Origin of the sequence: Sphingomonas arabinosi (assembly GCF_036663715.1) — a bacterium.
GTDB lineage: Bacteria > Pseudomonadota > Alphaproteobacteria > Sphingomonadales > Sphingomonadaceae > Sphingomonas.
The window spans coordinates 37,734-61,129 of record NZ_JAXOJN010000011.1 but is presented as its reverse complement, the minus strand read 5'-3'; the positions used below and the strand labels follow the sequence as shown (position 1 = coordinate 61,129).

Annotated in this window: 19 protein-coding genes; 13 read left to right on the top strand and 6 right to left on the bottom strand. The window is 62.0% G+C overall.

Features of this window, described 5'->3' with window-relative positions; translation table 11 throughout:
- The first annotated feature begins 114 nt into the window (after positions 1–114).
- From U1708_RS16105 to U1708_RS16070, 8 genes are all read left to right on the top strand, one after another.
- Positions 115–1,188 carry a phosphotransferase gene (locus U1708_RS16105; protein WP_332746861.1) on the top strand — a complete coding sequence of 358 codons (1,074 nt, stop codon included), beginning with the start codon at positions 115–117 and terminating at the stop codon, positions 1,186–1,188.
- Positions 1,189–1,205: 17 nt separating this feature from the next.
- Positions 1,206–2,591 carry a carbohydrate porin gene (locus U1708_RS16100; RefSeq protein ID WP_332746859.1) on the top strand — a complete coding sequence of 462 codons (1,386 nt, stop codon included), beginning with the start codon at positions 1,206–1,208 and terminating at the stop codon, positions 2,589–2,591.
- Positions 2,592–3,093: 502 nt separating this feature from the next.
- Positions 3,094–4,416: a histidinol dehydrogenase gene (gene hisD / locus U1708_RS16095; RefSeq protein WP_332746857.1), complete on the top strand. Its 1,323-nt coding sequence runs from the start codon at positions 3,094–3,096 to the stop codon at positions 4,414–4,416.
- The gene (locus U1708_RS16090; protein ID WP_332746856.1) at positions 4,413–5,177 is read left to right on the top strand and encodes an SDR family NAD(P)-dependent oxidoreductase; all 765 of its coding nucleotides are present in this window, start codon (positions 4,413–4,415) and stop codon (positions 5,175–5,177) included. The genes hisD (U1708_RS16095) and U1708_RS16090 overlap by 4 nt, the downstream gene beginning before the upstream one ends.
- Positions 5,178–5,222: 45 nt before the next feature.
- Complete coding sequence (locus U1708_RS16085; protein WP_332746853.1) at positions 5,223–6,374, top strand: cobalamin-independent methionine synthase II family protein; 1,152 nt, start codon at positions 5,223–5,225, stop codon at positions 6,372–6,374.
- Positions 6,371–7,117, top strand: a complete 747-nt coding sequence (locus U1708_RS16080; RefSeq protein WP_332746851.1) for an HpcH/HpaI aldolase family protein — start codon at positions 6,371–6,373, stop codon at positions 7,115–7,117. The genes U1708_RS16085 and U1708_RS16080 overlap by 4 nt, the downstream gene beginning before the upstream one ends.
- The gene (locus tag U1708_RS16075) at positions 7,117–8,004 is read left to right on the top strand and encodes an EamA family transporter (RefSeq protein WP_332746850.1); all 888 of its coding nucleotides are present in this window, start codon (positions 7,117–7,119) and stop codon (positions 8,002–8,004) included. Before U1708_RS16080 ends, U1708_RS16075 begins: the two co-directional genes overlap by 1 nt.
- A 62-nt stretch (positions 8,005–8,066) precedes the next feature.
- Positions 8,067–9,812, top strand: a complete 1,746-nt coding sequence (locus U1708_RS16070; protein ID WP_332746848.1) for a glycoside hydrolase family 13 protein — start codon at positions 8,067–8,069, stop codon at positions 9,810–9,812.
- Between the two features lie 33 nt (positions 9,813–9,845).
- Here U1708_RS16070 and U1708_RS16065 read toward each other — a convergent pair whose 3' ends face one another.
- The 3 genes from U1708_RS16065 to U1708_RS16055 all read right to left on the bottom strand — a co-directional run bounded on the left by U1708_RS16065 (position 9,846) and on the right by U1708_RS16055 (position 15,183).
- Positions 9,846–11,096, bottom strand: a complete 1,251-nt coding sequence (locus U1708_RS16065; protein ID WP_332746846.1) for an MFS transporter — start codon at positions 11,094–11,096, stop codon at positions 9,846–9,848.
- A 34-nt stretch (positions 11,097–11,130) separates the two neighbouring features.
- Positions 11,131–13,812 carry a TonB-dependent receptor gene (locus U1708_RS16060; protein ID WP_332746844.1) on the bottom strand — a complete coding sequence of 894 codons (2,682 nt, stop codon included), beginning with the start codon at positions 13,810–13,812 and terminating at the stop codon, positions 11,131–11,133.
- Between the two features lie 312 nt (positions 13,813–14,124).
- A complete protein-coding gene (locus tag U1708_RS16055; protein WP_332746842.1) occupies positions 14,125–15,183 on the bottom strand; it encodes a LacI family DNA-binding transcriptional regulator in 1,059 nt (352 codons plus the stop codon).
- Between the two features lie 92 nt (positions 15,184–15,275).
- Here U1708_RS16055 and hisD (U1708_RS16050) point away from each other — a divergent pair, with 92 nt between their 5' ends.
- On the top strand, positions 15,276–16,580 hold the full coding sequence (gene hisD, locus U1708_RS16050; RefSeq protein ID WP_332746840.1) for a histidinol dehydrogenase: 1,305 nt from the start codon (positions 15,276–15,278) through the stop codon (positions 16,578–16,580).
- Positions 16,581–16,736: 156 nt separating this feature from the next.
- Here the strand turns inward: hisD (U1708_RS16050) and U1708_RS16045 are convergent, their stop codons facing one another.
- Positions 16,737–17,768, bottom strand: a complete 1,032-nt coding sequence (locus U1708_RS16045) for a cupin domain-containing protein (RefSeq protein ID WP_332746838.1) — start codon at positions 17,766–17,768, stop codon at positions 16,737–16,739.
- 90 nt (positions 17,769–17,858) lie between these two features.
- Here U1708_RS16045 and U1708_RS16040 point away from each other — a divergent pair, with 90 nt between their 5' ends.
- Positions 17,859–18,641 carry an alpha/beta fold hydrolase gene (locus U1708_RS16040; protein WP_332746837.1) on the top strand — a complete coding sequence of 261 codons (783 nt, stop codon included), beginning with the start codon at positions 17,859–17,861 and terminating at the stop codon, positions 18,639–18,641.
- Entirely contained in the window at positions 18,638–19,789 is a 1,152-nt protein-coding gene (locus U1708_RS16035) for a nuclear transport factor 2 family protein (protein ID WP_332746836.1), read from the top strand. The genes U1708_RS16040 and U1708_RS16035 overlap by 4 nt, the downstream gene beginning before the upstream one ends.
- A 298-nt stretch (positions 19,790–20,087) precedes the next feature.
- Here the strand turns inward: U1708_RS16035 and U1708_RS16030 are convergent, their stop codons facing one another.
- Positions 20,088–20,963, bottom strand: coding sequence for a LysR family transcriptional regulator (locus U1708_RS16030; protein ID WP_332746835.1), 876 nt, complete (start codon positions 20,961–20,963; stop codon positions 20,088–20,090).
- Positions 20,964–21,100: 137 nt separating this feature from the next.
- On the opposite strand from U1708_RS16030, the gene U1708_RS16025 reads away from it, so the two are divergent.
- Positions 21,101–21,769, top strand: a complete 669-nt coding sequence (locus tag U1708_RS16025; RefSeq protein ID WP_332746833.1) for a glutathione S-transferase family protein — start codon at positions 21,101–21,103, stop codon at positions 21,767–21,769.
- A gap of 160 nt (positions 21,770–21,929) precedes the next feature.
- On the opposite strand, the gene U1708_RS16020 is transcribed toward U1708_RS16025, so the two are convergent.
- Positions 21,930–22,547, bottom strand: coding sequence for a tyrosine-type recombinase/integrase (locus tag U1708_RS16020; protein WP_332746832.1), 618 nt, complete (start codon positions 22,545–22,547; stop codon positions 21,930–21,932).
- 337 nt (positions 22,548–22,884) lie between these two features.
- On the opposite strand from U1708_RS16020, the gene U1708_RS16015 reads away from it, so the two are divergent.
- Positions 22,885–23,373, top strand: a complete 489-nt coding sequence (locus tag U1708_RS16015) for a MarR family winged helix-turn-helix transcriptional regulator (RefSeq protein ID WP_332746831.1) — start codon at positions 22,885–22,887, stop codon at positions 23,371–23,373.
- Positions 23,374–23,396: the final 23 nt, after the last annotated feature.

The following is a 23,396-nucleotide window of genomic DNA, read 5'->3' as shown; positions in this document are numbered from 1 at the left end:
GGTTTGGCATACCAGGGTTGGTCGGTGCCAGATCGCACGTTGCGCCGCCGAACTGACGCTGGTCTTCCCGGCGAACCGCTACCGCGGCGCCGCAAGTTGCGGGTCGAGCACGTCATGACGAGGGTCTCCGATGCCAATCTGGGGACCACGCCAGTACGCCCGGGTTTCGAGCTTGACGAAGCCGCGTTGGACACGTGGATGCGCGAGCATGTTGCGGACTATCAGGGGCCGCTGATCGTCACGCAGTTTCGCGGTGGGCAATCCAATCCGACTTACCATCTGGCCACGCCGAAGCGACGTTACGTCCTGCGTCGCAAGCCACCCGGGCCGTTGCTGAAGGGCGCTCACGCCGTCGACCGCGAAGCCAGGGTGCTGATCGCACTCGAGCGTGCCGGCTTTCCGGTAGCGCACGTGCACGGATTGTCGGTGGACGACACGGTGATCGGCACGATGTTCTACGTCATGGACATGGTCGAAGGGCGCGTCGTCTGGGACGCGACCTTCCCTGACGTACCTGCCGAAGAGCGGGCTGCGTATTTCGATGCAATGAATGCGACGATGGCGCAGCTCCACGGGATCGATCCAGACGCGATCGGACTCGCCGACTATGGCAGGCCCGGCAATTATTTCGAACGTCAGATCGTGCGTTGGTCGAGCCAGTATCTGTCCGACGATGCCGCAGGGCGGGACCCGTATATGGACCGGCTCGTCGAATGGCTGCCGGCGAACATTCCCCTCGACGACGATGCATCGTCCATCGTGCATGGCGACTTTCGCTGCGACAATCTGATCTTTCATCCCAGCGAACCCAGGATATTGGCTGTGCTCGATTGGGAATTGTCGACACTCGGGCATCCGGGAGCGGATTTCGCCTATCATGCCATGATGTACCGGATGCCGGCACATATCGTCGCCGGGCTTGGTGGTGTGGATCCAGCTTCGCTGCGGATCCCGTCCGAAGAGACGTATCTGCAGGCCTATTGTGCTCGGCGTGGCTTGGCTTCGATGCCCGGATACGACTTCTACATTGCGTTCAACTTCTTTCGCCTCGCCGCGATCTTCCACGGAATAAAAGGCCGCGTGCTGAACGGTACGGCGGCGTCTGCCGAGGCACGCCAGCGCGTCGCGGTACTGCCCGAGTTGATGGCGCTGGCCTGGGCGCAGGCGGAGCGCGCGACGCGTCGCTGATATTTGGAGAGTTGCGTATGTCCGATCCTACCGCATTCTGCTGCGTTGCAGCGCTATTGGCGGTGTCAGCGCCCTCCGTGGCTCTTGCTCAGGTGCCCCCGCGACCGGTTCCCCCCGAACAGACGACACAGCCTGCTACAACCAGCGCACTGCCAGACGACAGCGTCTTGCCCGCGCCCGATCGCTTTAAGCGGTTCGACGATCTTAGTCTGAAGGGTTGGGCAATCTCGTATCCCAAGGTTGCCGATACGATCCTTGCCGATCATCTGGGCGTTCGTGATGCGCTCGCCGATATCGGGATAGGCATTTCGCCGATCAATACGGCCAATTTCCAATATGATTTCTTGCAGAACGATCGCGGCTATCGTGGACCACAGCTTTATAACGGTCAGCGTATAACGCGGACCAATACCACGGCCAGCCTCACCGCGACCTATGACCTCGGCCGTATTGGGCTCAAGGGTGGACAGATCGCGACGACATTGAGCATCGTCGACAACAGCTTTCCAGCAGTGAACGGTCCGAAGAAAATCCGGATCGGTCGTCTCCACTATTATCAGGATGTGATCGCCGGGGTGTTGGACTTCAAAGCGGGCTACATCGACAACACGCAGGAGTTCCTCGGGATCAACGTCGGTGGCAATCTGGCAACCGGAAACCTTGGACCGCAGGCGACGATCCCATTCCAACTCGGTTTGAGTTATGGCGGGTTTGCCGCGCCCGGTATCAACGTCCGGGTACGATCCAAGGCCGGCTTCTACAACAAATTCGGTATTCAGCGCAGTTTGCCACCAGGGGGCGCGACAGCGGAAAACGCCGTAAACCCGGGAGGTTTTCGTTTCTCTCCGCCAGGTACTGGCGTCTTATTGATCGACGAAATCGGTTTCAATCGGGCATCGGCGCCCGGAACGAAATCTGCTTGGGTACGGTTCGGCGGCATTCACAATTCGACGCGCTACACTCGTTTCTCGGATGGTGCGCAAAAAGATAATTGGGCCGTTTTCGTTGCTGCCGATCGACAGCTGACGCAGACCGATCCGGCGAAACCCTTTCGCGGAATCTATGCCGGAGCGACATTCAACTACGCGCCACCGGAACAGAACCTCTTCACGCAATATTACGAAGGCCGCGTCTATGGCGTCGGTCTCATCAAAAGCCGTCCGTTCGATCTGGCGTCGTTGGTAACAACGTATAACGTGTATAGTCCGGAGGGACTGCGCGCTCGTGTCCCGACAAACCAATCATTCTACAAAGGTACCTGGGCTGCCACGGCCAGCTACGCCTATCGCGCTGCGGCGGGGATCTATATCCAGCCGGGCTTGGGAGTAACGGTGCATCCGATCTTCAGCCCAAGATTCGGGCCGGCGCTTAACGGCTACCTTAGCCTGATTACGTTGTTCTAGTTACTGACCTTATAACTTTCCGACCGGCCTGGTTGCACTGAAATGATATCGTCAAAGCTTTGTGTATTGCCATCGTACTAAGATGCTAACGATCAAACTTTGGCAATATGCACTATCATTTTAAGGATGAATGAGTGTCCGAAGTTGGAAAAGGGGCGAGGCCTCCTAAACGTCCGCTTGTGGGTCTTCTCGAACTGCAAAGTAAGTTACAAGCGCGCAGGTATCGCTATTGGAACTTCGCTGTCTGCATAAAGGCGCTAAGCCCCATAGATGATCTAGTGTCCTCTGGCGAGTAAGTGTGGATCCAAGCCATCGAGACGGCCGCCAAATGTTTGGACCATGATCAATATAGCGATCGCAACGGCAATCAAGCCGAACAGAATCATAGAGCGACGTGAATGCATAGCTGTCAGTCTCCAGCTTGTTCCGGAACGCGGCGATACGCCCTTGTCGTCGAGCAGCGATCATAGTAGCCTTGCATCCGAATGCAAGGGAGAGAGAAATGCGGCACCTGAAGACCGGCACGCTACCGTCCGTACGAGCAGAACAGGGGCGTGCAGTGCAAACTGCGGTCGAAGCGATCCTGGAGGATATCGAGCACCGGGGTGACGCTGCCGTTCGAGACCTGTCGATCCGTTTCGATGGCTGGGACCGTGAGAGCTACCGGCTGACCCCAGCGGAGATCCAGGACTGCATCGATCAACTGGATTCCCAGGCCATCAGCGATATCGAGTTTGCTCAAACGCAGGTGCGACGCTTTGCAGAGGTGCAGCGCGCGAGCATGACCGACGTCGAGGTCGAGACGCTCCCGGGCGTGGTGCTGGGGCACAAGAACATCCCGTTGAACGCTGCGGGTTGCTATGTGCCAGGTGGAAAATATCCACTTCTGGCGTCTGCGCACATGTCGGTCATCACGGCGAAGGTCGCCGGCGTCGCTCGCGTGATAACCTGTGCACCGCCATTCCAGGGTAAACCCGCTCCGGCGATCGTCGCGGCGCAGGCAATGGCGGGCGCTGACGAAATCTATTGTCTGGGCGGCATTCAGGCGGTCGCAGCGATGGGGATCGGCACGCAGTCGATCGCTCCGGTCGACATCCTCGTGGGTCCAGGCAATGCGTATGTCGCAGAAGCGAAACGACAGTTGTTCGGCCGCGTCGGGATCGACCTGTTTGCAGGGCCGACCGAGACGCTCGTCATCGCCGATGAGACGGTGGATGGGGAACTCTGCGCGACCGATCTTCTGGGTCAGGCCGAGCATGGTCCAGATAGCCCGGCGATCCTGCTGACCACGTCGGAGAAGCTTGCGCGTGACACGATGGCGCAGATCGAGCGGTTGCTCACAATCCTGCCGACCGCCGATGTCGCGCGCAAGGCGTGGGAGACGTACGGCGAAGTGATCGTCGCGGATTCGGATGAGGAGATGGTGCGGATCGCCGACGACCTGGCTTCCGAGCACGTTCAGGTCATGACGCGTGATCCGGATTATTTCCTCGCGAACATGAGCAACTACGGTGCGCTGTTTCTCGGCCCACGGACCAACGTCGCCTATGGTGACAAGGTGATCGGCACCAATCACACGCTGCCTACGAAGAAGGCGGCAAGGTATACGGGCGGGTTATGGGTCGGCAAGTTCCTCAAGACCTGCACGTATCAGCGCGTCACCTCCGATGCGGCGTCGGCGATGATCGGCGAATACTGCAGCCGGTTGTGCGCGCTGGAAGGCTTTGCGGGCCACGGCGAACAGGCCAACATCCGCGTGCGGCGTTATGGTGGCCGCAACATCCCGTACGCAGGCGTGGCGGCGCCCTTGGTCGCTGCCGAGTGACGCTTCCGCGCACGCCCAGCTTCCGCCTCGATGGCCGGCGCGCTTTGGTGACGGGGGCGGGCCGGGGCATCGGCCTCGCCCTCGCCGCAGCGTTGAGTGAGGCAGGTGCCTCGGTGACGCTCGTCGCGCGCACCGGCGCCGACGTCGAGGCCGCCGCTGATGCGATCAGCGCGGCGGGCGGACAGGCGGAGGCATGCATACTCGACGTTGCCGACCTCGACGCGGTGGCTAGCTTCTTCTCAGAACAGTCGGCGTTTCATGTGCTCGTCAACAATGCGGGTACCAACCGGCCGAAACCCATGCAGGACGTGACGCGCGACGATTACGACGCGGTACTGGACCTCAACCTGCGCAGCGCGTTCTTCGTGGCGCAAGGTTGTGTTCGCCGAATGCTCGCCGACAGCGTTCGTGGATCACTGATCCACCTGGGGTCTCAGATGGGGCATGTCGGTGGGGTCAATCGGTCTCTCTACTGTGCATCCAAATGGGGTCTCGAGGGAATGAGCAAAGGCTTCGCACTCGACCTCGCGGCACGTGGCATCCGCTCGAACACGATCGCGCCGACGTTCATCGAGACGCCGCTCACCAGGCCGTATTTCGAGGACGCCGCGTTCAAGGCGAGCGTATTGGCGAAGATCAAGCTGGGCCGCCTGGGCACCGTCGAAGATCTGATGGGTGCGGCGCTGTTCCTTGCGTCCGACGCCTCGGCGCTGATCACGGGTACCAGCCTGGTCGTCGACGGTGGCTGGACAGCGGATTGACGCCGTCGGGTCTTGGCCACGATAGCTTCTCAAACAGGATAACGCATGACCGACCGCATCCTCACGACGCATGTCGGCTCGCTGCCGCGCAGCAAGGCCGTGACCGATCTCGTTTTCGCGCACGAACGCGGTGAGCCGATCGACCCCGCAGCCTTCGATCGAGTGATCGGGAAGGCCGTCGACACCTGTGTGGCACGGCAGGTCGCGGCTGGTATCGACCTGGTTTCCGACGGCGAGATGTCGAAGATCTCCTACGCGACCTATATCAAGGACCGGGTCACCGGGTTCGATGGCGACAGCCCGCGGTCGGCGCCCGCCGATCTGGAAGCGTTCCCCAGCTTCCTCGCGCGTCAGGCGTCGAGCGGCGGGACGCCGACCTACCGCCGGCCCTGTTGCGTAGGCGCCGTCGCACCCAAGACGCTCGCGCCGTTGGAAGCCGATCTCGCGCATCTCACGCGCGCAGTGGAACGGCACAAGTCCACGGGCGCGTTCATGAACGCTGCGTCTCCCGGCGTGATCGCGCTGTTCCAGCCCAACCAGCACTATCCGACCCAGGACGCCTATCTGGAGGCGCTCGCGGAGGCGATGCGACCCGAATACGAGGCGATTGCCGCGACGGGTACGATTCTGCAGCTCGACAGTCCCGACCTCGGGCTTGGTCGGCACATGATGTACAAGGATCGTAACGACGCGGACTACCTCGTCCTCATCGAACGCCATGTCGAGGTGCTGAACCACGCGCTGCGCAATATCGCACCCGAGCAGGTGCGGATGCACGTCTGCTGGGGCAATTACGAAGGGCCGCATACCCATGACATCGAGATGAGCACGATCCTGCCGGTGCTGATGAAGGCCAAGCCGCAAGGGCTGCTGTTCGAAACGTCGAACCCGCGGCACCAGCACGACTGGCAGGCGTTCCGCGATCTCGCCGCGCTCGTGCCCGACGACCGCATCCTGATCCCGGGCGTCATCGATTCCACCACCAACTTCGTCGAGCACCCGGAGGTCGTCGCGCAACGCATCGAACAGTTTGCGGCGCTCGTCGGCCGCGACCGCGTCATCGCCGGTACGGACTGTGGTTTCTCCACCTTCGCCGGTTTCGGTGCGGTGGATCCCGACATCGTTTATGCCAAACTGGCCGCGCTTGCCGAAGGCGCATCGCGAGCGAGCGATCGATTGTGGAGTCGTGCGGCATGACCCTGAAGCAGCGCCTCGCAGCGGGTGAACTGATCGTCGGCACCTTCGTCAAGACGCCGTCGCCGATCGTCGTCGAGGTGCTGGCGCTGTCGGCACTGGATTGTCTGTGCCTCGATGCCGAGCATGCGCCCTTCGATCGGATCGCCATAGACGGCTGTGCGATGGCGGCCAGGGCAGGGGGCATGGACCTGCTGGTGCGCGTTCCCGTGGCAACCCCGGAGCACATCCTCAACGCGCTCGACTGCGGCGCGACAGGGATCGTTGCACCGCACGTCAGGTCGGCGCACGAGGCGCGCGATCTGGTGCGGATGGCGCACTATGGCGCGGGCGGCCGGGGCTACGCCGGTTCGTCGCGTGCGGCGGGGTACACCACCAGCAGCATGGCGGATCATCTTGAGCGCTCGGCACGGACGATCGTCATCGCCCAGATCGAGGATCCGGAAAGCATCGAAGACATCGAGGCGATCGCCGCCGTCGATGGCATCGACGCCTTGTTCGTCGGGCGGGTCGATCTCACGGTCGCTTACGATGCGACGAGCCAGGACGATCCCCGTGTGGTTGGGGCGGTGGAGCGCGTGTGCGCCGCCGGACGCGCGCAAGGGCGCCCGGTCGGCATGTTCCTGGCGCGCACCAGCGACATCCCGCTCTGGCGCGACAAGGGTGCGTCGCTGTTCCTGCTGGGCTCCGATCACGGCTTCATGCTGGCGGGAGCCGCCGCCCTGATGGCAGCGGCGAAGGGCTGATGTCCGGACGGGGCAGCGGATCGCGCGGTGTCGGGCCGGTTGCGCCGCTTCTCCTGTCGATCGTTTCCCTGTGTGTCGGAACGTCCTTTGCCAAGACGCTGTTTCCCGTCGTCGGATCGTCAGGGATAACGGCGCTCCGGATCGGCTTGTCCGCGCTGTTGCTCGTGGTGCTCCAGCGCCCCTGGCGGTGGCGGCTCGACGGAACCCAGGCGCGTGCGGTCATCGGCTACGGCGTCATACTCGCGCTCATGAACCTCAGTTTCTATGCCGCGCTGACCAGCCTGCCTCTGGGCGTCGCCATTGCAATAGAGTTTCTGGGACCACTCGGCGTGGCGGTCGTCTATTCGCGGTCGCGCCTCGATGCGGTGTGGGTATTGCTCGCCGGTTGCGGAATCGTTGCGCTGGTGCTGCCGGGGGCGTCCGGGCATCCCGTCCACGCCGTCGGGGTCGGGTTCGCCCTTCTCGCTGCGATGTTCTGGGCGCTTTACATCGTCGCGGGCAAGCATGCGAGCGAACGCGTGCCGGAGCGTCAGATCGTCTGCCTGGGATTGTGCGTTGCCTCCCTGATCGCGGTGCCGGCGGGGATCGCGCAGGCCGGTGCAGCCCTGCTCGACGGTAAAGTGCTGCTCATCGGCTTCGCGGTCGCGATCCTGTGCAGCGCGCTGCCGTACTCGCTCGAGATTTTCGCGCTCAAGCGCCTGCCGAAGCAGGTCTTCGGAATTGTCGTCAGTCTCGAGCCGGCGGTCGGGGCGGCCGCTGCCTTTGCCATTCTCGGCGAGCGCCTCGGCATGACGCAATGGCTCGGCATGGCCGGAGTAGTCGCGGCATCGATCGGGTCGACGATCTCGAGGCCGGGCGCCGTCAGTCCCGCGGCCGTGCCGGCATGACGGATTGACATGACGCGCAGCTTCGCGTGCATTCGAATTCACATATCAGGGAGTTTTGTGCTTTGCCCATTCCACGCGTCCGTCATCTTCTCGCCACCGCCGCACTGGTCGTCGGCTTCAGCGCCATCCCCGCGGTCGCGCAACCGGCGAAGACGGCGGCCACCGATCGCCGCTGGTGGAAGGAGGCGGTCGTATATCAGGTCTATCCACGGTCGTTCGCGGACAGCAATGGTGACGGCATCGGCGACCTGAACGGCATCACCGCAAAGCTGGATTATCTGAAGTCGCTCGGCGTCGACGTTGTTTGGCTGTCACCGCATTTCGATTCTCCCAACGCCGACAACGGGTACGACATTCGCGACTATCGCAAGGTTCTCGCGCAGTTCGGCACGATGGCCGATTTCGACACGATGCTCGCCGGCATGAAGGCGCGCGGCATCAAGCTAATCATCGACCTCGTCGTCAATCACACCAGTGACGAGCATCGCTGGTTCACCGAAGCGAAGAAGGGACCGGGTAACCCGTACCGAAACTATTATATCTGGCGACCGGGCAAGGCCGGCGGACCACCGAACAACTATCCGGCGTTTTTCGGCGGTTCCGCCTGGACGCAGGTCGGTCCGGGTGGCGAGCATTACCTTCATTATTTCGCGGTGAAGCAGCCGGACCTTAACTGGGACAATCCGAAGGTTCGCGGCGAGGTCTATGACCTGATGCGCTTCTGGCTGGACAAGGGCGTATCGGGCTTTCGGATGGACGTGATACCTTTTATCTCGAAGGATCCGCGCTTCCCCGATCTGAACGCCGAGCAGCTGCGTCATCCAGATCAGGTCTATGCGAGCGGCCCGCGCGTTCACGACTATTTGAAAGAAATGCGTCGCGAGGTCCTGTCGAGGTACGACACGATGAGCGTCGGCGAGGCTGTGGGTGTCACGCCCGAAAAGGGACCGCTGTTCACGGCGGCGAGCCGGGGCGAACTCGACATGATCTTTCGGTTCGAGGGCGTGAACATCGACCGAAACGGCTGGCGGACCAAGCCCTGGTCGCTGGTCGATCTCAAGAAGATCTACGACGACCTGGATCGTTCGGCGGGCACCGATGGTTGGAACACCAGTTTCATCGGCAATCACGACAAGCCACGTGCGGTGTCGCATCTCGGCGATGGCAGTCCGGCATCGGCAAAGGCGCTGGCCACGATGATGCTGACGCAGCGCGGCACGCCGTTCCTGTATCAGGGCGACGAACTGGGCATGACCAACTTCCCGTTCACGCGGATCGAGCAATATGACGATATCTCGGCGCGCAACCTGTGGCGCGATCAGGTGCTCGGCGGCAAGGTGACCGCGGCCGAGTTCCTGCCCGAACTCGCCAAGACCAGTCGGGATAACGCGCGTACGCCGATGCAGTGGAGCAAGTCGGTCAATGCCGGCTTTACCAGCGGCACGCCCTGGCTTCCCGTGAACCCTAATTACGCAACGATCAACGTCGCGTCGGAACAGGCGGATCGTGCATCGGTGCTCAACCATTACCGCGCGCTGATTGCTTTGCGTCGCAAGACCCCGGTGCTGCAATATGGTGCCTATGACGATGTCGATCCTGCGCATCCGCAGGTCTACGCCTATACGCGTACCTTGGGATCTGCGCGGTACCTGACCGTGATCAACTTTTCGGGGACAGCGGCAGCGTACACCCTACCGCAGACCTTGCAGGTGCGCTCGGTGGCGCTCGACAGCATGGAGCAGAATGTTCTGCCGGTTGCGGGCCGGCTGGCTCTCCGGCCATGGCAGGCGGTCGTCTATAAGCTCTGAATGACAAGCTCCTCCTGCCCGGCAGGAGGGGGTCTAAACCGCCGTGGAGCGCGCCAGCGTTTCAGGCAGGCTGCGCCAGATCAACGCCGCGATCAGGAACGCCACGCTCGCGGCGAGCATCGCGACCTGCAGGCCGAACGCGCTTGCAAGGGCGCCGGTCACGAGTGGCGAGAAGAAGCTGATGAGGCGACCCCAGTTGAAGATCGAAGCAGCCGTCGATTTCAGATGCGGCGGGTACAGCTCGGCTAGCCAGGGTCCCCAGACGACGCTCGACGAGAAGCTGAAACCATAGACGAAGCCGACGACCATCAGCAGCGGGGGGATGGTCGGGACGAGTAGGTAGGTCACGATCGCTACCGCGGCCAGTGCGAAGCCCCACGAACCGAAACGCCGTCCCAGCCGGTCCGATGCCCATCCCCAGACGAACCCTCCGATCATGTTGCCGGTGAACAGCGCAGCGACCAGTTGCCCGGTTACGTCGGGCGGTAAGTGGCGCACGTCGTGGAGATAGATCGTCAGCCAGCCGCTGAACGCCTGGTACGCGAAGAAATTAAGGCCGGTCAGGCTTGCCAGCAACAATGTGCGGCGCCGAACCGAGGGTGCGAACAGCTCGCGGACGGGGAAGCGCGAGGCCTGCGACGTGAGGCGCGAGCTCTCTGGAACGACGAGATAGGCAAGTCCGGCGAGTAGCACAGGAGGCACGCCGCCAAGCCAAAGGAGCACGCGCCAGTCGTGATTGCCGAGATGGCCAAGCGCAATGCCGAGCAACGCGATCGAACTGCTGAAGGTGAGGTTGATGCCGCTCGCGAGCCGTCCCCGCACGTTGGCGTGAAACAGACCGACGTAGATCCCGACGACGACCGGAAAGCTGCCGCCGAGGAACAGCCCGAGGATGAAGCGTTGCAGCAGGAGTTGCGGATAGCTGGCGACGAGGACGCCGGCCAGAAGCATCAGCCCATAACCGACCATTATCACGACGAGCATGTTGCGCCGGCCGAGCCTGTCGGCGAGCTGTCCGATCACCACCGCACCGATCAGCGCCCCCGCACCTTGCGCCGAATAGGCGGAGCCGGCCTGGGTCAGGCTGAGCCCAAGACTGTCGCGCAGGAACGGCCGCAGCACGTCGACCGTGTTCCACGCCCAACCATAGAAGAATTCGGCCAGCAGGACAAAGGCGAACGCCGCGCAGCGCCGCGCAAAGCTGTGTTCGAACACCGTGCCGGTGACCGCCGCATCGGGGGCGGCGGCGACGTCAGGCACCGAAAGGGTGACGGGAATCTTCATTGCGACAGTTCCCATCACCCTCATTTGTTCATTCTCAGCGCTGGAACCGCAGGCGGAGACCATACATGCGCGGCGGGTTGTAGCTCGCCTGAAGCGATGTACCGCCATACGATACCAGCGTCTGGACCTTCTCGTTGGTTACGTTGTCGACGAACGCCTCGACCGAGAGCTGCTTGCTGTAGTCGTATGTCAGGCTGAGATCGACCTTCTGCCAGACGGGCGCGCGTGCCAGCCAATCGTTAAACGCCTGCTCGTCGTGATGTCCGGCGAACGAGACGGCGGCGAAGGGCGTCAGTGCGCTGTCGCCGCCAAGCTCGAAGCGGTACGAGGCGTATGCCGTGCCGGAGTATTTCGGCGAGTGCGGAATGTTGTTGCCCGAAAGGTCGCACGTGAACGCAACGGCCGGCTGCCCGGGGCCACCGGTACCGCTCTGTGGCCCGCAGTCATATCCCGGTGCGAAGACCCGACGTTGGCCGGCTGCTGCGATTGTGACGCCGTTGACGACGGTCGCCGACGTCTGAGTGGCATCGTTGACCAGGATCGATCCGCCGAAGGGCAGGGTGACGTCCTTGAAGCTGCTGTACTTGGCGTTAAGCAGCGACAGGTTCGCACCGAACGTCAGCGCCCTCGTCGGCTGCCAGATGGCTTCCGTCTCAAGGCCGTAGGACCGCGCCCGCGCCGCGTTGAAGGTCGTCTGCAGCGTGGTCCCGCCGACGATGATCTGGCGGCTTTCCTGCAGATCGCGATAGCGGTTGTAGAAGGCGGAGAGGTTGAGTTGGAGCGTGTTGTCGAAGAAACGGTTCTTCGAACCCACCTCGTAAGCGATGACCTTCTCCGAGCCGAATGTTGGCGCGCTTTGAGAAGCTGCGAGGCCCGCGTTGAATCCGCCTGAGCGGAAGCCCGTCGACACGCTGGCATAAACAAGATTGCGGTCGGTGAGCTTGAACTCCGTGCCGCCCTTCCACGTCACCTCGCTGAATGACAACGGGCAGTAGGTCGACAACACCTGCGCGCCGCCGGAATTGAGTACCGTGGCGGCAGTCACGCCATTCTCCCCGCAGTTATTCGGTACGGCAGGAAAAATGCCGTTCGACGGAAGAGGATCGTCGATGGTGATCAGAGTCAGGGGATTGGCACCGTTCGGGGCAGTGGCAGGAAGGTAGAAATACCCCGTGGCGTTCAGATATGTCTTCTTTTCGTGCGTGTAGCGCACACCACCGGTGACCGACCACGCGTCGGTCAGGTGATACGTCGCCTGGCCGTAGGCGGCGCGTGAGTACACCTTCACACGTTCGAACTGGTACGTACCGTTGTTCGCTGGCGCCGTGATCGGCGCGGCGAGTGCAGTCGACACGATGGTACGCGGCAACTGCTGGTTGATGAATCCGTTGACCAGATTGTCGTTAAGGAAAAAGCCGCCGAGTACGTACTCGAGCTTGTTTCCGGTGTTTGACAGAAGCTGCAGCTCCTGCGTGAAGGTATCAGCCTGCGTCCGCGCCTGATCGATGGCGATGCTCGACGCCGAGAAGTCGGAGTCGGTCGTACGACGGCCACGGTATCGGACATAGCCGGTGATCGACTTCACCGAGACGGGACCGAAGTCGTAACTGGCCGTCAAGGACGTCGATGCCTGACTGAGATCACGGAACGGCTTGTAGTTGTTGCCGATCGTATGCCAGTCGCCGGGGTATTCGATGGGAACGCCGAGATCCACGCCGGTTCCGATGGCAGCGGAGGGGCTGGCGGTGGTGACGCGGCAGTCGGCGACGCCGTCGCGGTTACCGGCGCGTTCGTTGAGACCGATATAGCTTGCGTTGAAGAGCGTCTGGCAGGAGCCCGGATCGATGTAGCTACCGATCTGCTTGTAGCCGAATGCCGACGCACCGTTGCCGCCCTGGTGCACGTAGTCGCCGCGCAGAGTGGCAGAGAAGCCGCCCAGATCCCATTTGAGCGCGCCGCGGACGTTCTTCTTGTTCTCGTCGAACAGGTCCGCCTGTGAGAAATTCCTGTTCCTGACCCAGCCGTCCGCGAGATCGCTAACCAGAACGATGCGGGCGGCGAGATTGCTGGTCAAAGGTACGTTGACGAACCCCTCGTAGCGGATCTTCGAGTAGTTCCCGACGGTGAACGTCGACCCGTAATCGAGTTCGTGGGACGGGGCGTTCGTGGTCACGACGATGTTCCCGCCGAACGTGTTGCGTCCGTATAGCGTGCCCTGCGGACCACGCTGGACCTCCAGCGTGGCGACGTCTGCGAAGCCGAGTGCGGCCTGGCTCGTGCGCGACTGGTAGATGCCGTCGATGAAGTACCCGATCGTCGGATCGCCTGTTACACCGTTGTTCGCGGTACGTACGCCGCGCATGGCAGGGCGAACGTCCGATCCCGTCTGACCGAAGCTGAAGCCGGGCACGAATTCGTTCAATCTAGAAATGTCGACGACGCCGCGGCTCTGCAGTGTCTCGCCGGAGATGGCCGTAATCGCCAACGGTACGCTCTGCAGACTCTCGTCGCGACGCTGCGCCGTGACGACGATGTCGCCGATGCCTTCGACTTCAGGCGCGGCCGCCTGTGGGGAGGCGGCATCTGTAGCGGCCGGAGCCGTAGTCTGCTGTGCAGGCGTTGTAGCAGGAACGGTCGTGCTCTGCGCCGAGGCCATCTGGCCGGACACGGCGATGGCGAAAACCGAAGCCCCCGTAACGAAATGACGAACCGTCATGCTGCCCCCTAATTTTTGTTTGCTGAGGGAAGCTATCGCGACCGAAACAAGCTGTCTACCAATTATTGCATTCGGATTACACGACGTCTCGCGCCGTGACGGCACGCTGTTTCAATGGCTATGGGTATGTAACTCGAGGATATTCGGCGGTTTTCTGGCAGTTCACGTCAAGTCGACGCGTAATGCCTCGTGTGACAATACCGTCACAGCAACGCTAAAAGAACCAGAACACAAGTTTGGGAGCAGAAGTCTTGCATCCGGATTTACACGTGAGCGCACCGCCGTTGGTGCGTCGAGGGAGGGGACCAATTGCTACCCTAGGACAGCCGATCGTCCTTCGATCAGTCTGCCGTTGAACAAGCGACGTTCGGCGGGCAGGTCGGGATCCTCAATGCGCTCCACAAGCATGTTGACGGCAGCTTCAGTCATCCGGCGTACCGGCTGCCGGATCGATGTCAGGCGATACCCCGCCCAAGTCGCGGGGCCCGATCCGTCGAAGCCCACCACCGATATATCCTCTGGTATCCGCATGCCGAACTCTTCACGAGCGGCGTCTATCACGCCGATCGCCATCAGATCGTTGACGCAGACGATAGCGTCGAACTGCGCGCCGTCCGCCAGCAAGGCCGCGAAAGCAGCGGCACCACTCTCATAACCGTAGTCGCCACGCACCACGGGAACGTCATCGATCCCGGCCTCCTGCAGACGACCGAGAGCCGCCCGGCGACGTTCCTCGCCGACATAGCTGTCTTCCGGGCCCGCAACGATCGCAAATCGGCGATGCCCCGCAGCCAGTAGGCGATCAATAAGGAGGCGCTGACCGGTAACCGAGTCACAGCCTACAGACGCTGCCTGTGCGCGGTCGGCGACGCGGTTGTAGAGAACGAGGGGCACTTCGCGGTCAACGAACAGGCTGACCTGTTCGTCCGAAAGTCGAGCTGCGCAGATCACCCCGTCGACACTGTGACGCCATACCTGATCGATCACCTCGTCGACATCGCTTTCGGTGTTCAAGGAGAACAACAGCATCCGCAGGTCCCGTGCCAGCATACGGTGTGACAGTTCGGCAAGTACTTCAGGATAGTTGAGCGCCGTTAGGCTGGATATCAGGACGGCGACGAGATTGGTGCGACGCGATATCAACGCTTGGGCGAGCGCGTTCGGCCGATAGCCGAGTTCCAGGGCCGCCTTCTCGATACGCTCGCGCGTAGCTGGCGCAATGCTTCCGCTTGGCGCGAAGCACCTTGAGACGGCGGACTGGGAGACGCCGGCGAGGCGCGCGACATCATAGGAGGTCGCACGGCGGCCCTGCCGGCCCGACGCCGCGTTTATGAGAGACCGTCCGTCCTTGTCGTCTTTACGCTCGGCCACTCAGCGCCCCCCGTGACATTTGCATTCGAATTCATTAGCAGTATCGTCGCGTATCGCCGCACGGTGCGGCGGAGTGACGGAGGACAACGCAAATGGCCAAATCGGCGCCAAGAGGGTTCGAACACACCACCAGCTATGTCAAGGCGCCCGCCCGCGACTCGATGGTTGATACCGGCGACGTGGTTGCGATCGTCGAAAACGTGCTGGCGGACGTCCGCACCCGCGGCGACGCTGCCGTGCGCGAATATTCGATCAAGTTCGACTCCGCCGACTTGGACCAGTTCGAGGTGACGCAGCAGGATCGTCTCGATGCGGTCGCCGAGATGGAGGCGCAGACGCGTGCCGACACGGAGTTCGCCATCGACAACGTTCGCCGCTTCGCCGAGGCTCAGCTCGCCACGATTCTGCCGCTCGAGGTCGAGCCGCTACCTGGCCTGCATCTGGGCCACCGGGTCATCCCGATCGAGAGGGTCGGTTGCTACGTCCCGGGCGGTCGGTTCCCGCTGCTCTCCGCACCGATCATGACGATCGTACCTGGGAAGGTCGCCGGATGCGACGAGGTCGTCGCCTGCCTTCCGCCCAACGCGCACCGTGCCATGATCGCAGGGTGCCACCTGTCGGGTGCGGATCGAATCTTTCGGATCGGCGGTGCGCAGGCCATCGCGGCCATGGCGTTCGGGACCGAAACCGTACCGCGCGTCGACAAGATCGTCGGCCCGGGCAATGCCTTCGTCAATGAGGCCAAGCGCCAGGTCTTCGGCCCCGTCGGCATCGATCAGCTCGCAGGTCCGTCGGAGATCTTCGTACTTGCTGACGGCACCGGCGATCCCCGGCTCATCGCAACCGATCTGCTCGCGCAGGCCGAGCATGACGTGCGCACGCGGGTCGGTCTGATCACGACCGACCGGGCAGTGGCGGAAGCGACTGCGCGCGAAGTGACCCGCCAGCTCGAAACGCTAAAGACTGCGGCGATCGCAGGGCCGAGTTGGGAGAACTACGGCGAGATCGTGCTGTGCGAAGACGAAGCGGCTATGATCGCTTATTCCGATTATGTCGCGGCCGAGCATCTTCAGGTGCACACCGCCGATCCGCACGGGCTGGCGGCCAAGCTACGTAACTACGGCTCGTTGTTCATCGGCGAGAATGCAAGCGTCGTCTATTCGGACAAAACCGTGGGTACCAACCACACGCTGCCGACGATGGGTGCAGGGCGGTACACGGGGGGTCTGTGGGTCGGATCCTACGTCAAGATCGCGACGCATCAGTGGCTCGAAGAGAGCGCCATTCTCAAGGTCGGGCCGCCTGCGTCTCGGCAGAGCGCCAGCGAGGGACTCGACGGCCACATGAAGGCTGCGCAGGTTCGCGTCGACCGCCTGCACCAGGTCGCTTCGGCCTGAACACGCTGCCGCCCCGGTCGATGACCGGGGCGGCAATGTTTGGCAGATCGTCCGCCCGTAGCGGCATCGCCGAACGCACGGCGTCCGGTCCGGCGCTACCTTGGCCCGACCGGTTGGCTCCGCCTTCGCCCCGGTCAACGCCGGGGCGACGCAGCGTCAGCCGGCAGAACGTGCCTGAAAGATCGGCCGGGCCGGGTTCTCTCCGCCGCGAACCACGAAGACGACAGCGTCGACCGACGCCGTGTTGCGGAAGGCGTGGTCCAAATCGACCGGTACGGTAAACGTATCGCCGGCCCCCAGGATGACGTTGCCGTCCGCCCAGCTCACTTCCATCGTGCCCGATTGTACCATCAGCACTTCGGCCTCGCGGCGCGCGTGCATAGGCACATAGGCGCCCGTTGCGAGCGTCAGCTGTCGCAGATTGAAACCATGCGGCCACCACCCCGTGATCGGACCGGGCTCGAAGCCGTCGTCGGTCGCCTGCGGTACGATCAGGCCGGCTTCCTCGACGCCCGGCGCCGTGAGCGGCGAGTTCGGGTTGGCGATGGCATCGCCTGCTCGAACAACGCACAGCGCCAGCTTTTCCATTGGCGGCGTCGCCAGAGCGTCAGCCTGTTCCTGGGTCAGCCCGGTATCGAGTTCGACGTCGTCCGCCGACGCCTCGCCCGCCGCGGTGTCGATCAACCGTCCGCCTTTCGCAAGCTTGAGGCCATGTCCCTGAGCGGCCTGGAAAACCGCAGGCGCCCACGTCACCTTGCCCGGATCATCCTCCCCGAGAACCGTGAATAGGAACCCGACGCCCTGATCGACCTTCTCGAACCCCCTGAACATGTGGATCGGCACCGATGCGACGTCGCCCGGACCGATCTCAAGCGTACCGTCTTCGCGGTTTGCCCCGAACAGCAGGCGCCATGTCCCGGAATGCACGACGAACACCTCGGCGGTGTCGTGACTGTGCTGCGAGTTGACGCACCCGAACGGCTGACGGGCGGCGCCGATGTTGAAACCGTGCTTCTCGGTGATATGGACGTGCTGCTCGGGACTTTCGGAAACGCCAGCGCCGATGATCGTGAAGTTCTCCTTCTCGGTCGAACCTGGGGTGCGAGTGTCGAGAAACGCAGTCCGACACGGCACCAAGTCGGCATAGCGGACCAATCGCTGGTCCATGGCATTAGGAGCAAGAAGCACGACGATCTCCAATTAGCGGGGCTGTTGCATTCGGATGCAAGATCGGTACGATGTTTCTGGTCGCTACACAAGCGAGCGGGATAATTCCGGATGAACGACACTAGCATGGTCGAAATTGACCCGCAGGCGCATACCGCGAGCGAGGCTCTGCCCTTGGTGTTACTGCCAGGCACCTTGTGCGACGCCAGAATGTTCGGGCCGCTGCTCGACCGATTGAACCTGACGGATCGTGCCGTCAGTCATGGTGGATATGTCGGTGCTCGTTCCATCGACGAAGCCATTGAAGATTTGCTGCAGACCATCCCGCCCAGAGCGATCCTGTTCGGCTTTTCACTAGGCGGGATCGTGGCTTTGGCTTTGGCTCGCGCCGCGCCCGATCGGATCGCAGCGATGATCTTGAGCAACAGCACCGCGCGGGCCGTCGATCCGGTTATGCATCGTGACCGTCGCGAAGAGGTCGAGCGCGTGCGAGCGGAGGGAATGATTGCTCACGTGCAGACCCTCCTTCCGCGATACCTGATGGATCCATCCGCGAGCCACCATGCCGAACTCATTCTCGCGATGGCAACGGTTGGCGCTGATCGTTTCACGGACCAGACCGAATTGGCTCTGTCGCGACCTGATGCTCGTCCCTGGCTGCACACTTTGGGCATGCCTGTACTCGTCATTGGCGGGGGCCAAGACGGCATCAATCCACCCGCAGTCCAGATCGAGATGGCAGATGAGCTTCCGGCGTCCACGCTCGTCCTGATCGAGGGCTCCAGCCACTTCACGCCGCTCGAACGGCCCGAGATCGTTGCGTCGCATGTCGCGACGTGGCTCGGTCAGGTCGATGCTATTAATATTTCAACGATCAAGGAGAGACAGCGATGAGTGACGCACCCTCAACCCCGCCGCGGGCACCGAAGACCGAAACCAAGCAGGCGGGTGACGACCCTGCTGCCGTGCTGCAGGTCGAACGTCGCGACTTCACGCAGCTAGTGCCGACCGACCGCCCGCGCGTCCAGTCACTGCGTGGCTTCGACCCTGAGTACACGGATATCGTCGATTACATCATCCGCTGCACGCACCGGATCTGGGACGAGCGCGATGTTGGCCTGATCTACACGCACTATACTCACAACTGCGTGCTCTACGGCGTGCTCGGCTCGGTCTACGAACGCGAGAGCGTGGTGCGCGAGACGATCCAACGACTGGTCGAATTGCCCGATCGGCGTGGTATGGCGATCCAGGTGATCTGGCGCGGCAACGACGTCGATGGCTTCTATACGAGCCACATGACCAACGGGACCGGTCGGCATACGGAATACGGCATATGGGGCAAGCCGACCGGTCGGACCTATACTACGCGGACTGTCGCAGACTGCATGATCCTGGAGAACAAGATCTACCGGGAATGGGTCGTGCGCGACAACATGGGTCTGTACCTTCAACTAGGGCTCGACCCTCACGAGTTGGCGGACAAGCTGGCACGACAGAAGATCGCCAACGGCGAAACGATGCTTCAGTTGTCGGAAAATCGGCGAATGATCGGGCAGTACCCACCCGAGGCACAGGCGGACGTATCCCTTGCCCACGACGATGGCGAGGCGGAGATCCTGCGGTGGCTCTACACCATCTACAACCAGCGCATGTTCGGCACGATCGAGAAGGTCTACGCGCCGACCTGCCAGTGGCACGGCCCGCTCATGCGCGAACTCTACGGACCTGCGTCGGTGCTTCACCAGACCATGCGGCTCGTTGCCCTCATGCCGGATTGCGTCTTCGTCCCGCAGCACATCTGCTCGATCGACAGCGAGGAAGGTGGGCGCAAATACGCCGTGCGTTGGATCATGGACGGTCATCATCTAGGGTACGGCGCACTGGGTGCACCAAGCGGACATCGCTTGTTCGTGATGGGCGTTACGCATTTTCACGTTATCGACGGCAAGATCGTCGACGAATGGGTGCTGTACGACGAGTTTTCGATGCTGGTGCAGATCCGCATGGCCGAATTGCAGAAAGACTTACCTTTGCAGTAGATATATTAAATGCCGCGAGGCCTGGCGACACTTGTCGGCAGGCCTCGCGGCATCAGCCTTATCGATATATTCGAAAGAGAAGGGTGCGGCGCGACGGATGCTTGAGCGGTACCTGTAACGATGTAGCGCAGTCGCTGTTAGTCATGACAGAGCGCTTCAAAGATTTGCTGAGGTGTGCCTGTTGGACCGGTATTGACGGACGTTGCGGTAATATAAAAGATGAACGGATGGCCGAAGTTGGGATTGGCAAAATTGCTCGTAAACGTCCGTTTGTGGGTCCTGACGCCCGCAGTGCTGCTCAGGCCGCCGCGCCGAGCGATGCTGCGAGGTGATCCACAATCGCTCGCACCTTCGCAGAAAGTCTCGGGCCGGCCGGGAAGATTGCAAATACCTCAGCCGGGTCGAGCTCGTACCCTTCGAGCAGCTGCGTGAGCTGGCCGGAGTGCAGCTCCTCTCCCGCCATGACGCGGGTGCCGAGGGACAAACCGAGGCCGGCGACCGTGGCCGCCAGAACACCCGGGGCCGAGTTGATCCAAAGCTTCGCATGCACATCGACCGACGTGACGATCTTGTTGTGTCGAAAACGCCAACTCTCGCTCCCAAATGAGCCGTGCTGAAGAATACAGTCGTGTGCGACTAGGTCCGCTGGCGTAGCGGGGGTGCCACGGGCGGCTAGGTAAGCGGGTGCGGCGATCACCACTCGCTCGACCAGCGCGAGTTTTCGCGCGCCGAAGGTAGAGTCGTTCAAAGGCCCTACGTTGATGCGGATGGCGAGGTCGACCCCGTCCGTGATCAGGTTCTGGCGCGCGTCGCTCATGGCCAGCTCGACTTTCAGGTCGGGATGGCGGGCCAGGAACGGCGCTAGAGCTGGAATGATCGCGCGCGTGCCGTACATGAGCGGCATCGCGAGCCGGATGACGCCGTGGAGTGAGTCCAAGCCTCGCGTCGCCTGCTCGGCCTCCTCCAGCTCGGCGAGAAGTCGTCTTGCGCGCTCCAGATAAAGGGCGCCGGCGTCGGTCAGCGAAAGACTGCGGGTGGTGCGCAGCAACAGCGTCGTGCCCAGCCGCGCCTCTAGCATGCCGATGATCCGGGATACGGAGGGCTGCGACAGCTTCAGTTCGCGCGCGGCGCGCGAGAGGCTGCCGCTGTCCGCTACGCGGACGAAAACGGTCATCTCTTGCCAGCGATTACTCATTTGAATCTCAGATAAATGTTGTCCGTTTTGAATGGATACACTGCATTTGGCTGAAGGCCTATTTTTCGGCTCACGGTACCCATTCCGAACCCAACGAAGAGAAAGTGTCCCCTGCAATGGCTATCAAGATCTACGGCGACCCCGGTTCGGGCAGCCGCCGCCGCGTGACCGCAGCTGCGGCCGCGATGGGCATCGACATCGAGATCGTGAACGTCGATCTGTTCAAGGGTGAAAGTCACACGCCCGAGTTCCTGGAGCTGAACCCGCATGGTCTATCCCCTGTGATGGTGGACGGCGAATTCGTCCTCTACGAATCCGCGGCCATCAATCTCTACCTCGCCGAGAAGGCGGGCAGCGATCTGGCGGGTCGCACTACCGAGGAGCGGTTCCAGATCCTGCAATGGATGTTCTGGTCGGGTGAGCAGTGGCGCGTCTTTGCGACGATCACGTTCGACGAGGTGCTCGGCAAGAAGTTCATCGGCCAGTTCGCGGATGAGACCATTGTCAAGCTGGCGGCCGACAAGATCCACACGGCCGCCGCGGTGCTCGACGCCCATCTTGCCAAGCACGACTACATCGTGGGTGACCGTCTGACACTTGCCGACTTCGACATCGCCGGACCGTTCTCGCAGAACGAGCGGACCAAGATCCCGCTCAACGACTTCCCAAACTTGGTCGCCTGGCAGCAGCGCCTGCTTACCAACGTTGCAAGTTGGGCGGCGACGAAGCGTGAGGTCGACGAGCGCATCGACGGTGCGCTGGGCGCGGCCGGCGTCAAGCTTTGACAGCGTGGCGCCGGCGTCCTTGAACGACGACTGGCGCCATGCTTTAGCCACTGCTGCTGAGAACGTCGTAGGTCGGTAGCCGCGCCTACCTTTCCAGATGAACGATCGTCCGGTTTCAGGAAGCGGAAATCTGGCCATGAGTGACCGGTTCTGGGTCGGCTCAGACCTCGGTGCGTTCGGCCAATTCCAAAGCGTCCTCCACGTCAACGCCCAAGTAGCGCACCGTGCTGTCGATCTTGGCATGGCCGAGAAGGATCTGAACGGCACGGAGGTTGCCAGTCGCCTTGTAGATGATCGATGCTTTCGTGCGCCGTAGCGAGTGCGTCCCATAATCCTGCGCCGGAAGGCCGATGCCGACCACCCACTCGCGCACAAGGCGGGCATATTGCCGCGTGCTCATGTGGTCCATGTAGTCGTTGCGGCTCGGGAAAACGAAGTCGTTCAGTGTCCCCCCACGTCGCTCCAACCATGCCCGCATCGTCTTTCGCGCCGTGTCCATTATCTCGAACTGAACCGGTCGTTTGGTTTTCTGCTGAACCACGACGGCGCGGTCACGGACGCGCCCGCCGGAAACTACATCGCCGATCCGCACCCTGACCACGTCACAGCCGCGGAGTTTGCTGTCGATGGCGAAGTCGAACAGCGCTCGGTCGCGCAGTCGCCTCTGCTGGTCGAGCCAGAAGCGAATGGCCCAGACCTGTTGCTGTTTCAGCGCCCGCTTCGCACCAATCAGCCGGCCTTCGTTCCAAGGCCGACGTTCGTGAAAGGCGGGGTCCATTGACGAGTGACCCATCGACTATCTCCATCGGCCCAGATCGGTCAATCGAGTATACGCATGCGCAGTAAACCGCCGGTTTGGAAATGTGGTTGATCAGCCGTCGATGATGCTGAACGAGCTTTCGGCTTGGGGCGGCGCCTGGCGGTCTCTGTGCGCCCGGAAGTGGGTCTGGCCGGAAAACTTCGGAAGTCCTTCGACTGATCCCCGGCGGTTCAGTAGATTGGCGATGGATCCCCAAACCAACCGTTCCGATAGACCTGAGCAGTCGTAGTTCTCAGTAGACGGCACCTAACATACGTAACTTGACACGTAACCTGTTACCGAACATCTTTTGATGATGGCCGACTACATCGAGTCACACGGAAGCGCATTCCTAGCGCATCGACTGCGCCGCTCGTCGGACCGTATCGTCGAGGAGATAAGCGGCGTTCTACTCCAGCTAGGCCTCGACGTTCCACCGCGCGGCGCTTCGATGCTGTTGCTGATCGTTGAGCACCAACAGATCGGGGTGGTAGAAATCTCGCGACGCCTACGGTTGTCTCACCCGCTTATCGTTCGCATGGCACGGGAATTCCAAGAGCGAGGCTTGGTCGAGGTAAACGCTGATCCGTCCGATGGCCGGCGACGGGTTTTAAGTCCGACGGACAAGGCACGTCACGAGGCTGCCGCGCTCACGGCTTTCAACGCGGACCTCAACGCCCTGTTTGATGGCCTGTTTGCGGACATCGGCGCTTCTCTGATCTCAGTCCTTGATCGCTTTGACGCCCAGCTTGATGCGTCATCGATCCCAATGCGTCTCACCGCTCTCAAATCGACCAAGGAGTAATCGATGTCCCGCCGTCGCCATGC

Coding starts and splice junctions, on each gene's coding strand:
- U1708_RS16015 (WP_332746831.1), top strand. CDS start 22,885: ATGGCCGACTACATCGAGTCACACGGAAGCGCATTCCTAGCGCATCGA.
- U1708_RS16080 (WP_332746851.1), top strand. CDS start 6,371: ATGACCCTGAAGCAGCGCCTCGCAGCGGGTGAACTGATCGTCGGCACC.
- hisD (WP_332746840.1), top strand. CDS start 15,276: ATGGCCAAATCGGCGCCAAGAGGGTTCGAACACACCACCAGCTATGTC.
- U1708_RS16085 (WP_332746853.1), top strand. CDS start 5,223: ATGACCGACCGCATCCTCACGACGCATGTCGGCTCGCTGCCGCGCAGC.
- U1708_RS16105 (WP_332746861.1), top strand. CDS start 115: ATGACGAGGGTCTCCGATGCCAATCTGGGGACCACGCCAGTACGCCCG.
- U1708_RS16040 (WP_332746837.1), top strand. CDS start 17,859: ATGAACGACACTAGCATGGTCGAAATTGACCCGCAGGCGCATACCGCG.
- U1708_RS16060 (WP_332746844.1), bottom strand. CDS start 13,812: ATGACGGTTCGTCATTTCGTTACGGGGGCTTCGGTTTTCGCCATCGCC.
- hisD (WP_332746857.1), top strand. CDS start 3,094: ATGCGGCACCTGAAGACCGGCACGCTACCGTCCGTACGAGCAGAACAG.
- U1708_RS16075 (WP_332746850.1), top strand. CDS start 7,117: ATGTCCGGACGGGGCAGCGGATCGCGCGGTGTCGGGCCGGTTGCGCCG.
- U1708_RS16065 (WP_332746846.1), bottom strand. CDS start 11,096: ATGAAGATTCCCGTCACCCTTTCGGTGCCTGACGTCGCCGCCGCCCCC.
- U1708_RS16020 (WP_332746832.1), bottom strand. CDS start 22,547: ATGGACCCCGCCTTTCACGAACGTCGGCCTTGGAACGAAGGCCGGCTG.
- U1708_RS16100 (WP_332746859.1), top strand. CDS start 1,206: ATGTCCGATCCTACCGCATTCTGCTGCGTTGCAGCGCTATTGGCGGTG.
- U1708_RS16025 (WP_332746833.1), top strand. CDS start 21,101: ATGGCTATCAAGATCTACGGCGACCCCGGTTCGGGCAGCCGCCGCCGC.
- U1708_RS16030 (WP_332746835.1), bottom strand. CDS start 20,963: ATGACCGTTTTCGTCCGCGTAGCGGACAGCGGCAGCCTCTCGCGCGCC.
- U1708_RS16035 (WP_332746836.1), top strand. CDS start 18,638: ATGAGTGACGCACCCTCAACCCCGCCGCGGGCACCGAAGACCGAAACC.